The following is a 12409-nucleotide window of genomic DNA, read 5'->3' as shown; positions in this document are numbered from 1 at the left end:
GGGGTGAACAAAATTCAAATTTGGCAGTATCTGTGCCGACTATTCCTGATGCTGAGCCTGATGGCCTCAGGTGCACAGGCCGTTTCGGCGGATGTCGTTCTGACAAACGGACCAGAAGTCGCCCCCAACATCGCTGTCCTTCATGTCAAAGACGATGGGGTCTACGTCGACCTTGAAGTCTATGTCGAAGATATTCCGTTGTTTGCGGATATGCTGCCAATCGGTTCGTCATCCGATTTCGTCAGGGGTGAGCCAGATGCTGAACAAGGTTCCAATCAAGGTTCTGCCCAAGCCGAAAGTCGGGCGCTGTCGATTGTTGGAAGGGACGGACAGGCCCTACACGCTGAAATCAGAAAGTTAGAATACCGAACGCGCATAGACCGGGCCTCACCGCTTGCGGGACAGCGCGATCCATTCTCAGGTCAAATTGTGCCCAGCCCGCCAGCAGATCCGCGTGTTTTGTTCGTCAAAGCGTTCTTTTCGTTTCAAAACTCAGTTCCCAAGGAGCTGACGATTGTGCCTCCATCGCGGGATGGTGAACCCCTTGCGACTATCGGAATGCAGGTTTTTGATCGAGAGGTTCCGGTCACGGATTTCAGTTTCTTGGCAAAGCCGGCAGAGTTAAAGATTCACTGGCCTGATCCGTGGGACAGCCGCTTTTCTGCTGAAAGCCTGAATCGAAAAGCGCAGGACGGGACATCCACCTTTCTTTACATCGAACCTCGTGAAGTTCGGCATGAGACGCTGATCCGCTTGCGTGAACTGGCGCCTTGGATTGGTGAAACTTTCGAAGTGGGGCAAACGCTTTCGCCACAGCATAGCGCCTTGATCGTAAACCAGGCGGCGTCTTTCCTGGTTTCTCGCAACCCGGTGTCAATTGATGGCAAATCAGTGCAACCGTCGAACGCTACAGCAAAACTCCTGGAGCTGACATCGCAGGGTTTTCAGGTTGTCGAGCCCGGAAAACAAGTGTCCGTGAACAATGCGTTTATCGGGGCTATCCTATCTTTCTCAATAGCAGACCTTCCCGATCAGGTGACTGTCACATGGGATATGTTTGACGAGGAAATTTCCCGCGTTGCGACCATTTCAAGCGATATCGCCGGACCGTTCTTTGGAGCTGTGACACCGGCGGACCCTCAGTTTCATTGGCAGAACCACTTGCTTCAATACGAAAGAGCATCTGTTACTCAGATCCCAGTTGAGCAGCAGACACGGCAGAACCCGGCAATGGCTTTGATCTCCGGGATGATCAGTGCCGCCTCACTTGGTTTCTTCCTGCTATGCAAGGACAAAGTTGCAAAGCGCGTCAGTTGCGTATCCATGATTGCCGCAACATCGGCAACCGTCGCATTTTCGGGATATTTGCCGGATTTACGCTGGAAGAAGCCTGACCCCCCTGAACCTCAGGTAGCGGAAGAAATACTGCGCTCGCTGGTTGAAAACCTGAGCACGGTGACCCTGGAAACTTCGCCAGCCGCAAGAAAGTCAGAGCTGGCACATATTGTAACGGCGGCGTCTCTGAGCGACATCGCAACAGAGGTGGAACGTGGTCTCGTAATCCGAACGCCGGGAGGCAGTCTTGCTACAGTTACCGATATTAGTGCCCTGAGAATAGAGCGCGTTGACCCGACCCTCAAGCCGGGAGGGTTTAGTGCGCTGACCAAATGGACAGTGAAAGCACTAGGCGGTCATTGGGGGCACGGCCATTTGCGCGCCGTTACGTTTCGGGTGTTGGCCGAGGTCGTACCTGAGTCAGGGCAATGGAAGCTGGATGGATTAACCGTAATCGAGGCTCGCGATCCAAATGCATAAGTATTTAAGATCAAAGGTTTTTGCTTTCGGCGCTCTGTTTGTCGGTTTGCTTTTGTCATTGACGCTGTCAGCCTCGGCGCATTTTTTGCTTAACCTCAACGTTCGAATTTCGCATGTTGAGCATTCCGAAGACGGTCTACGTATCTACATGCGTACGCCCATGCCTTATCTGGTTGCAGATAAGGTCGGTGATCAGGATGGTGATGCCTTGCCGAAAGCTGCACCATTCACGACTAATGCCTTGAGCGACGGTCAGTTGGTCCACTTTGTCGACTTGCAGGCCGTCATGAGCGATCCCAAGGGGCTGGGGCAATACGCCGAAGGTGGGTTGCATCTGTTGGTCGACAATCAGCGCTTAAGAGGAACAGTTAAGTCCGTTCGCTTGCATCGCGTTGGAAATGAGCCTGGATTTGCAACTTTGGCCGAAGCTCAACAGGCCGTGGACACCGAAACAGCCTTAACGCCACCGCTTTTTGTTGGTGACACAATTGTCGATCTCGTCCTGCATTATGACACTGACGGCCCGGTCCAATCGTACAGCATTTCCAACGTGCTGGAGCCCGGCTTGCCCGATCAGGACCAGACGGCCAACCTCATTCTCGACTACGCGTCGGACACACCGCAGATATTCCGATCTCGGGGCCTGATGACTGAACCATTGGTGGTTCAGCAAGAGGGGTATGGAGGATTCCTGAGTTTTGTCTGGGAAGGTATACGACATATCCTCGAAGGATTGGATCATGTTCTGTTTGTTGTGTGTTTGGTCCTTGGAGCGCAAACCCTCAGGGCGCTATTGCTGCGTGCAACCGGTTTTACCGTTGGGCATAGCGTAACTTTGTCGCTGGGGTTTTTCGGGTTTGTGCCAGCGGGTGCGTGGTTTGTCCCTGCCATTGAAACCGGGATCGCGCTTTCTATAATTTTTGCAGCCGCAGCAGCGTTTATGAGTTCCAAGGACAACGCGCGCTCTGAAGTCACGATGGTGCTTCTGACGACACTGATTGGCCTCTTGCACGGGCTTGGGTTTAGCTTTGTGTTGCACAAGATCTTGCAGGTTACATCCCCAAACATCTGGCAGAGCCTGCTTGCTTTCAATCTTGGCGTCGAGCTTGGCCAGGTCGCCATTATTCTTGCGCTCTGGCCTGCCTTGACAATGTGTCGGCGCGTGAACTCCAGTTTGTGGATGTCCCTACGAGTGGGCTTAGCCGGTGGATGTGCGACTATCGCCTGCTATTGGACCTTTCAGCGAGTTGCCGAGGTTTATTCCACGCTGGCTTAAGGTCATTGCGATGGCGCGTGCCGTGATGGTCGCCTAGGAGAAAAAGCGAACATTCGGCTGTTCCGCAGCATAAGACAGATTGGGCTCGATGCAGTAATTCGCTGCGGTTTGCGTCAACTGGCGGCCTTGAGCCCAACCTGTGAATTCGAGTTTTGTGCTGCGTGCGCACGCAGCGTGGAAAACGCTGCAACTGCGTCAATCTCGATGCTGCCATGCCGCGGGAACACCGGCGATTCGTGCAAGCCGCAGCGCACACCACGCACTCAACGATACAGTTGCGGACAAAGCGGACTCTTAAAGTCTCTTATCCTTTGATGTTCAGTCTATAAGTGTCTGTTTGGTCCAATCTCCCAAAAAGTCTTTTTCGGAGACCAAGCGGATCGATACAAGTACAGAAGGCCAAAATTGCACCCACATTGCAATGCTCGGACCATCGTCCAAGCTTGGCTTCACTCAACGGGAGATCCAGGATCGGGCTTTGGACGCATTGTACTCTTCTTCGCGGGCGTGCATGACCCGAGGCAATTTGAGAACGCGGACAAATTCCTAAAATCCGGTGGAGAGTTTACAGGAGGTTGGGTAGGAACAACACGAGCCCCTCGGAATAGGTTAGCAACAATAGCACCGCTAATAGCGCGAGCAGCAGTGGTATCACTTCCTTAACAAAATCCAGGATTTTGACCTTTAGGATCGAGCATACCGTGAACATCATTGATCCAAAAGGCGGTGTCACCCCGCCTATCATGATGTTCACAATCACGATGACCCCAAAATGAACGGGATTGACGCCCAAATTGAGTACGGCTGGTAACAGTAGCGGGGTCAGAATGATCATCGCGGCACCGCCCTCGATAAACATTCCTACGACGAGCAGCAATGCGTTGATAAGCAACAAGAGCACTAGCTTGCTGTCAGTCAATTCGATGAGTGCAGACGCAATATTGTGGGGGATCCGCTCTAACGTCATGTAGTAGCCGAACAACAGAGCGCCTATGATAATGAACATCACGGTGCTGGTGCCTTGAACGGTCTCTCTGAGAATGGGCGCGAAGTCCTTTATCTTAAGTTCTTTATAGACAAAGAACCCGATCAAGGTGCAGAGGAACACGGCGACTGCGCCAGCTTCGGTCGGAGTGAACAAACCAAATCGCATTCCCAATATGACGCCGAATGGAATGAGAAGCGCCGGTATAGCCTTTGCAAAGTACCGAAGTCGCTCGCTGGCCGGGGCCGGTTCGGACCGCGAAGGCTTGTAGCCGCGGCGGTTGGCAATCACGGCAATGGTTCCCATCATCGCCAATGCCATCAATAGCGCCGGAACATAACCGGCAATGAACATGCTGTGCACGGATACGTTTGCCAGCAATGCAAAAATTATGAGATTGATACCCGGAGGAATCACGGGGCTGATGCACGACGAAGCAGCGGTGACGGCCGCGGTAAACGGTAGATCATAGCCACGTTTTGTCATTTCGGGCGCTAGGATTTTCGATTGCATGGCTGCATCGGCGTTCGCGGATCCGGAAATACCGCCCATCATTGTGCTCAAAATGACATTGACCTGCGCAAGCCCGCCTGTCTTGTGCCCGATGAGCGAATCCGCAAAACCAAGCAGGCTGCGGCTAATTCCGGAAAAATTCATCACAGAACCGACCATGATGAAAAATGGAATCGCCAATAGAGGGAAGGATTCTGCGGACGTAATAAAGCGCTGCATGACCAGCGCAATCGGCAGAGAGTTATTGATGAACAGGAAGTAAACCATTGCCGCTGCAATCAACGAAAACGCAATCGGGATGTTCATCAGGAAGAAAACGAACAATAAGATCATCGGAATGTAGTCTTCCATGCTCCAATAACCCCGTTAAGCTTCTTTGAATGTTCTCAGTTCGTCCAAGATCAAGCGGATGGTGTGAAATGCCATCAGCCCAAAGGACAAAACCAAAACAATGTTCACCCAAAAATAGGGCATCCCCATCACGGGCGTGGTCTTGTTGGAGAGCATAGTATATTGGAAGCTCAGGTAGCATAGGAGGCAATTAAGCCCGAGTAAAAACAAATAAATCAGTATGTTGAACGGAACGAGAGCGTTTTTTGGTAAGATTGCAAGGATCGCATCGACGCCCATATGTAATTTGTTTTTGTAGCATGAGCTTATGCCGAGATAGACCGCCCAGATGAAACAGATAACTGAAAGTTCCTGTCCCCAAGGCAGCGTAAATCCAAATCCGTAGCGCAATATCACGTTAATGATCACCAAAACCACGGTGATGCTAATGGCGATCGAAGCGAGGACCTCTTCGAGGTTCTTTACGACGGTAATCAAAATTTATCTGCCTGTCTTTCGTGTCACGCAGCCCGGCGCTCATGTCGTCCGGGCTGCGTCAATTGAGCTTTAGTTGCCGCGTATCTTGTCGAGTTCGGCACCAATGACAGCGCGAATGTCCTCGCTCCACGCAGGGAATTCAGTATAGACGCTGGCCGTCAGTTCACTGAATGCGCCAGTATCGGCTTCGACAAAGGTCACGCCCTGCTCTTCGAGCAATGCGCGATACTCTTCATCAAGTTTTATCAGATTTGCTGTGTTTGATTCCGCACCGGCAGCAAATTCCTCTTCCACAATCGCTTGTTGTTCAGGCGTGAGCTTGTCCCATACGGCAGGCGAGATGTAGATTCCAACAGTCCCTAGAAAATGCTTTGTCATGCTCATGACGTTAGCGACTTCGTAGATCTTGGTTGAATACATTGTGAGGATCGACCCTTCGAGCCCTTCCACAACCCCTTGCTGCACACCGGAATAGGTTTCGGTGAACGGTATGGCCTGCGGAGATGCGCCCATTGCATCAAGTGTGCTGATAAATATCTGGCTGCCTGGCACCCGGATCTTCATACCCTCCAAATCCGCAGGCGTTTCGATGGGTTTATTGGTGATCATGTGCCGAAAGCCGAACATGTAGTCGGCGTTGATGATCTTGATGCCCTTCTCTTCGGCCTGTGCCGTCAAGTCGGCGACAAGCTCGGTATCCATCATTGCCAAGTATTCGTCGTAGCTGTCGTACAGCATCGGCCCGGCTAGAGCGCCAAAATCCGGCACGTAGTCACCCACATATGTCAGATCCTCAACAGCGATCCAGTCGGCACCATTGACGACCTGTTCGAGATTGTCCTTGTATGTTGGCAACTGGCCGCCGGGGAAAACCTGGATGTCTACATCACCGTCTGTGCGCTCTCGGATTTTGTCGGTTACCTTTATCAGTTCTTGGGTCAGCAACTCAGATTCCTGAAAAATCAAACTCATGTTAATTTGAATTTCGTTTGCTGCGACGGTCTGCGCGGTCAGCAACGCTCCAATTGTCGCTGCGGTAAGTTGTTTGATCATCTCAGTTTCCTCTCTGTTTTTGACTTACACGAGGGCAAGCAATCCTTCTTTTTGGTAACCTAATTTGACGTTTGCCGCGCTGGTACTGGTGTGCGATGTTGTTTTGATACGTTCGTTTTAGCGCCGAGCGATTAAGGCAGCCCACTTAAGGCTGCCTAACGGCCCTAATTGCCGCGCAATGTTTGCGCAAATCTCCTCCCAAGAGGATTTTCATTCAATTTTGTACGGTTTTGCAAGAAATTAAATTTCGCCCAACAAGCTATGCTTGGGCCGGTTGAAATCGCAAAGTTGGCTCAGCGATTCTGCTGCTAACCTGGAGATAAGAATAGCTGATTTAACCAGGTATTTCTGCTTAATACCGCCTCAGTTCAGTGCCGAAGTTCGATCTGTGAAGCAACAGATAGACGTATTTCGTGATCCTCGAGTAGCCACTAGTCATGAAGCAATTCGGCTCGGCACGATCCTTCTGATTAATTTCAATCTATCGTGTTGATCATGTTTTGTAGCCGGTGAAAAAAGTTCGACACTAAGGAACGCATGACCGCTTTGGGCTCAATCCAGACCCTAGCCGCAAGAAGTACAGACACCCGCTTCGAAATGGCGAGCGGTAGGACCGTTCGCCAAGATCGCTCAGATATCAATGCGCTCGGCGATGCTCAGGGCATCTTCGAGTTCGACGCCAAGATAACGCACTGTACTGTCGACCTTCGTGTGACCAAGCAGCAGTTGTACCGCGCGGAGGTTGCCAGTCTTGCGGTAAATCTCCGTCGCCTTTGTACGGCGAAGTGAATGTGTGCCGTAACCACTTGGTTCAAGGCCGATTGCAGTCACCCAATCGCGGACAAGCCGACCATACTGTCGGGTGGAAATGTGCGGCAGGTCATGGAACCGGCTAGGGAACATAAAGCGGCAAGCAAACATCTCGGGTGATTTAACCCACGCCAAGACGGTATCGCGTGTGTTTTCGGTCAATTCAAACTGCACCGGTCGCTTGGTCTTGCTCTGGATCACCGAAACGCGTTCTCGCACGCGATCATATTTTACTAGGTCAGACACCGCCAATCTGACAAGATCACAGCCGCGCGACTTGCTATCGATGGCGACGTTGAACAAAGCTAGATCGCGCAGATAGCCCGCGAGTTCGAGCCTTGCCCGGATTGCCCAGACCTGTTTTGGTAGTAAAGGCCGTTTTTGACCGATGATCCGCCCCTTGTTCCAGGCTCTGCTTTTCGGGGTTGTTGCAGGAAGTTGGACTCGTGGCATAGTTTGCCCTCCAAACCCAGTCACCAGCACCATGCGGGCAATGAGATTGTATCGTCCTTGGCAAGGGCAGCTGTTAGGGGCCGATCGAATGAATCGGCGCTGCGTAAGCACTCGGCAGCTCTGAGCCCAAGGCGGACCCCGGTAGCTTCGCGACAATGAGCGGGGACCTAGTGGAAGGTCAGGCCACCGTCGATCACCAGCGTCTGGCCAGTGACCGTCTCCGCCCGGCAGAAGGTCAAAGCCTGTTCGGCTACGTCGTCGATGGAAGTGGTCTTCTTTAGCTTCGCCGCCTCGCGCCACATCGAAACAAAGCTTTCCGGCGCCCCGCTGCTCATCACCGTGTTTTCCATCAGCCCCGGCGCCACGCAGTTCACGCGCACCTCTGGTGCCAGTGAGGCCGCGAGGAACCGGGTTAGGCCCGAGACTGCCGCCTTCGTGGGCTGAAAAGCCCGGTCGGCACCCCAGGTCCCGTGCCCGATGGTGGAGCCGAAATTGACAATGGCGCCCCGCGCGGCGCGCAGATGCGGCGCGGCGACCCGGGAGGTAAGAAAAGGGCCGCGAAAGTTGATGTCGCTGATACGGTCCCAGGTTTCGGGGTCGTAGTCGGCGAGATCGCCCGCCGAGGGCCCCCCTGCCGCGCCCGCGGCGTTCATCAGGATAGCGAGGCCGCCCAATGCCTCCGCCGCCTGCGCCACGCCCGCTTCGACCGATGCTGGATCGCGCAAGTCGAGTCGAACGGCGACCGCGCGGCGGCCGTGCTTCTCGACCGCTTCGCAGGCCTCGGCCGCGCGACCCTCGCCGCCGCTCCAGCCCACGGCGATGTCGGCGCCCGCCTCCGCGAACCGCTCTACCAACCGGCGACCAAGGCCTCCGCTACCGCCGACGACGAGGGCCGGCTTTCCCGCGATGTCCATCTCGCGCTCTCCATTTCTCGAACCAGAGTTCTCCAACCGAGAAAGATATTGCCAAGCGCCGACCGCTAGCGCAACGGATCAAGCCGGAACATGCCCTTCAATGGTCGGCAGCTTCGTCCGCAACTGTATCGTTGAGTGCGTGGTGTGCGCTGCGGCTTGCACGAATGGCCGGTGTTCCCGCGGCATGGCAGCATCGAGATTGACGCAGTTGCAGCGTTTTCCACGCTGTGTGCGCACGCAGCACAAAACTCGAATTCACAGGTTGGGCTCACTGAAGCCATCGGATCAACCGCAGCAACTTTACGATTTGATAAGATCACGACAGAGCGGACCAGCCCAAACTTGCCTTTGGCCAGTGGGCTTCGATACTGCGGTGCGGCCCATCAGAGGAGACATTCGCTGTGACCGCAAATTCCGAGGCGTGGTAAACTGACAAATCGCGAAAAAGCAGCCACCGGAACAACGCCTTTGTAGTTCTGCTTTTTCAAACCAAGAGAATAGTCAGATTAGTGACCGCAATCTGTTTCCAGGGCAAACAAAGACTTAACCTAGATCATTCATATCCAGTGCTCGGTACTTGCCTTCTGGCAATCCTGCTTTCCGGAAGGCATCAACGTAGGGTGCTATCAACGCGTCGGGACGCTGGTAACGGCGATACACCCATACGATGTCTGCGATTTTCACACCGGGACGCGCGGCTTCAAGCCGGTTGCGGGCGCGTTCAAGTTCGTCAGCGCGCTCAAGTTTGGCGAGAGCGGTAACTTCGGGAATCATCGACCACCAATAATCCAGAAGCACGCCCTTTCGTGCCTCGGCAAGCGCAAGTTCGTACTCACCCTTGTGAAAGTGGTATTCCGAGAGCGCTTGATGCCAGTCCTTGATGGTCGATCCTGGGTCGAGGTCGATAGCCCGCCTCAGGAGCGCCGCGCCCAGATCAAAACGCCCGGTCCAAATCAGCCAATAGCCGAATTCTGCTTCCACACTGCGGTCACCACCAACCGCGAGAGCGTCTTCAGCCTCGGCAAAAAAACCGTCGCGATCACCGTTCATGAGCAGAAGAATACCCAAGATAAGTCGGACACGTGCTGAGTTTGGGTTCAGATCCTTGGCTTGGTTGGCGGCAACTAATGCACGGTTGAGTTTTTCCTCATAGGTGCCGGAGTAGCGATTACCGAAAAAGCTCAGGTCTACGCGCAGTGCCTCGGCCAGTTGCGCCCAGGCGCGCCAGTAGTCCGGCTCTTCTTTGACGACCCTTTCGATGCAACCGTGGACTCGCTTCTGCACATCTGGCCTGTCGTACAGATCGTCGTAGAACATAGTGCATTCGTACGACGACAGCCTTTCTGGCGGTTTCGCCCTTGCCCGTCGTTCGTCTGTTCGCCTTATGGCGCCGCGCGTGTCGCCAATCGCAGCTGCAACGCGCTCGGTGATCCGAGATTGCACATCGAAGAGATTCGCGGTCGTAAGTTTCTCATCGAATGCATCGGACCAAACCTGCGCTCTGCTGTCGGTGTCAATCAGGCGCGCCGTTACGCGCAGACGGTCACCCGCTTGCCGTACCGTACCTTCAAGCACGAAATCGGCGCCCAAGGACTCACCGATACTGCGTACATCCTGGTGCTGCCCACGGTAGGCGAAAGTGGTGTGTCGCGACAACACGTTGAGGTCGCGGTATCGCCCGAGCTCAATAATCACATCCTCGCTGATGCCGTCGGACAAGTACTCCTTCGAAGGGTCACCACTCAGATTTTCGAAAGACAAAACCGCAATCGTTGGTCCTGTAGGCCGAGTCAGAGCCGTCGTTTCTTCAAGAGGAACAGCATCATTGGCATACCAGCGATGGATGCTTTGCCAAACCACAATTGTCGCAACGATCAGAAGCGCTGCACCTATTGCCGCCTGGACGCCGCGGCTCCTATTCCAGCTCCGGTGGCTGATCGCGCGGCTCTGCGGGTTCACATGATAAATTCGCACCGGCTCAGAAATGTTCTTCAAGCGGGTTTCACCCAAGTATTCGAAACCAACGTTCACTTTGCCAGCTGCCTGCGTTGCCACAACTTCAGACACGCAAACGCTGCCCGGCTCTGCCAGTTCTTCAAGCCGTGCTGCGACATTGACACCGTCACCGTAAAGATCATCGCCGTCGATCATCACGTCGCCAAGGTTTATACCTATCCTCAGTTCAAGACGCTCTTCAGGAGGCAGGTCATCGTTTCGGTTCGCAAGCCTCGCTTGAACATCAGTCGCGCAGTTCACTGCATCAACGACCGAAGCAAACTCGACGAGCGTTCCGTCACCCATTAGTTTGACAATGCGACCGTGATGTTTCTCGACCTGCGGATCGAACAGCTCCGAACGAAGTGCTTTTAGAGCGTTCAAAACGCCGATCTCATCTGCGCCCATCAAGCTTGAGTAGCCAACCACATCGGCGGCCATGATCGCGGCAAGTCGACGTTCCATTGGTGGAGTGTACGCCAGAAAGCTTCGCCACTCCAAGAAGCGCCGAAATTCAATCTGGTATGTTTGCTTGTTCGGTGGGCGCTCTGGTTACAATCAAAAAAGCCGCTGACCGTTGAAACACTGAACCTGAACGAATGCTACCTGCCCAATCCGGGCATACATCAAGTGGTTTAGCAGTTTCCACTGAACGCAGATACGTGAGGATCTGGACCGGCACGATCAACAGGATCGACAGTATGCCTCCATAAGAACCAAAACGAATTTAGTCTCTGTTGAGCGCAGGTGAGACTGCCCATATTTTTGCGAATCGCCAAAAATGGTAGGCTGCCGGACATCTACAAATAGGATTGATGATGAGAAACGCCCGACTCATCGAAGCAGGTGTTTTAACCTTTCAGATCGCGTTTTTGGCAGCGGCGATCTACGTGGCGCTCAAGTTTTCGATACTCGCAGGAGCCCTTTTGTTTCTCGGCCTTGCTATTGGTTTTACGGTATTAATTTACAATCATGACGCTTGGTTGATCAAAAAGCTGACATCGAACGATCAGCCCCTTGCGTTCAGTCTTTGTCAGATCGGTTTCGTGGGACGCGTACGGAGGTTCACTCGATTGCTCCCCGCATCTCCCAGGTGCCGCCTATGCCTTGTGCCGTTTCGAGGTTTTGGCAGAGTTTTGGGCATTAAACCCTCATCAGAAAACCCGAACTTTTGTAGAAGCTGTTTTGAAGGCTTGCCGACAAAAACACTTGATGCCGAGGTAGGTTTGTTATTTGCCGACATGAGAGGCTTTACGCCTTGGTCCGAACAGCATTCACCCGCCGAAGCCGCCGACATGCTGACTCGGTTCTATGGTATTGCGGAAAAAGAAATTGCCCGTGACGATGCTTTGATCGAGTTTATCGGAGACCAGGTCATGGCGATTTATCCGGTTCAGATGGCGTCGCTTAGGGAACGAACGGCAGATGTAATGCTTCGGGCAGCGCAACGCCTGTTGGAAAGAATAAAGTCTGAACCCAGCATGCTGAGCGTTGGGATTGGTATAAACATCGGCGTTGCGCAAGTTGGGGAAATGGCAACCGGCTCATCCAGAAGTTTTACTGCGGTCGGCGATGTTGTGAACACGGCTGCCCGCCTCCAAAGCCAAGCTTCGGAAAATGAAATCCTCCTTTCAGAAGGTGTGTACAACAAACTAAGTTCTCGAACGCTCGACTTCGAAACAAGCGAGATCTTTCTGAAGGGCAAGTCCGAAGCGATGCGAACCTATCTTCTGAAAATGGTTTGATTGCTCCGCTAAACCCGATTTC

General features: G+C 53.4%; 9 protein-coding genes. 3 read left to right on the top strand and 6 right to left on the bottom strand.

Translation table 11 applies throughout. The features are described 5' to 3' along the window. The first annotated feature begins 48 nt into the window (after positions 1 to 48). A complete protein-coding gene (locus AC2FNU_RS14695; protein ID WP_496789805.1) occupies positions 49 to 1815 on the top strand; it encodes a hypothetical protein in 1767 nt (588 codons plus the stop codon). Positions 1816 to 1963: 148 nt separating this feature from the next. After that, positions 1964 to 3091: a HupE/UreJ family protein gene (locus tag AC2FNU_RS14690; RefSeq protein WP_496789800.1), complete on the top strand. Its 1128-nt coding sequence runs from the start codon at positions 1964 to 1966 to the stop codon at positions 3089 to 3091. Between the two features lie 565 nt (positions 3092 to 3656). On the opposite strand, the gene AC2FNU_RS14685 is transcribed toward AC2FNU_RS14690, so the two are convergent. The 6 genes from AC2FNU_RS14685 to AC2FNU_RS14660 all read right to left on the bottom strand — a co-directional run bounded on the left by AC2FNU_RS14685 (position 3657) and on the right by AC2FNU_RS14660 (position 11107). Then, positions 3657 to 4940, bottom strand: coding sequence for a TRAP transporter large permease (locus AC2FNU_RS14685; protein WP_496789795.1), 1284 nt, complete (start codon positions 4938 to 4940; stop codon positions 3657 to 3659). Between the two features lie 15 nt (positions 4941 to 4955). Beyond that, the gene (locus tag AC2FNU_RS14680) at positions 4956 to 5417 is read right to left on the bottom strand and encodes a TRAP transporter small permease (protein ID WP_496789790.1); all 462 of its coding nucleotides are present in this window, start codon (positions 5415 to 5417) and stop codon (positions 4956 to 4958) included. 69 nt (positions 5418 to 5486) lie between these two features. Further along, positions 5487 to 6434 (bottom strand): C4-dicarboxylate TRAP transporter substrate-binding protein, encoded by a 948-nt coding sequence (locus AC2FNU_RS14675; RefSeq protein ID WP_496789787.1) that lies wholly within the window; start codon positions 6432 to 6434, stop codon positions 5487 to 5489. A gap of 666 nt (positions 6435 to 7100) precedes the next feature. After that, positions 7101 to 7733 (bottom strand): tyrosine-type recombinase/integrase, encoded by a 633-nt coding sequence (locus AC2FNU_RS14670; protein WP_496789835.1) that lies wholly within the window; start codon positions 7731 to 7733, stop codon positions 7101 to 7103. A gap of 167 nt (positions 7734 to 7900) precedes the next feature. Beyond that, complete coding sequence (locus AC2FNU_RS14665; RefSeq protein WP_496716713.1) at positions 7901 to 8647, bottom strand: SDR family NAD(P)-dependent oxidoreductase; 747 nt, start codon at positions 8645 to 8647, stop codon at positions 7901 to 7903. A gap of 543 nt (positions 8648 to 9190) precedes the next feature. Continuing rightward, positions 9191 to 11107: an adenylate/guanylate cyclase domain-containing protein gene (locus AC2FNU_RS14660; RefSeq protein ID WP_496789782.1), complete on the bottom strand. Its 1917-nt coding sequence runs from the start codon at positions 11105 to 11107 to the stop codon at positions 9191 to 9193. Positions 11108 to 11460: 353 nt separating this feature from the next. Between AC2FNU_RS14660 and AC2FNU_RS14655 the strand changes: the two genes are divergently transcribed. Beyond that, entirely contained in the window at positions 11461 to 12387 is a 927-nt protein-coding gene (locus AC2FNU_RS14655; protein WP_496789780.1) for an adenylate/guanylate cyclase domain-containing protein, read from the top strand. Positions 12388 to 12409 lie beyond the last annotated feature (22 nt).

The organism is Ruegeria sp. BHSB064, from assembly GCF_059613205.1.
Note: the sequence above shows the minus strand (reverse complement) of the source record. Positions and strands in the feature narration are given on the sequence as shown.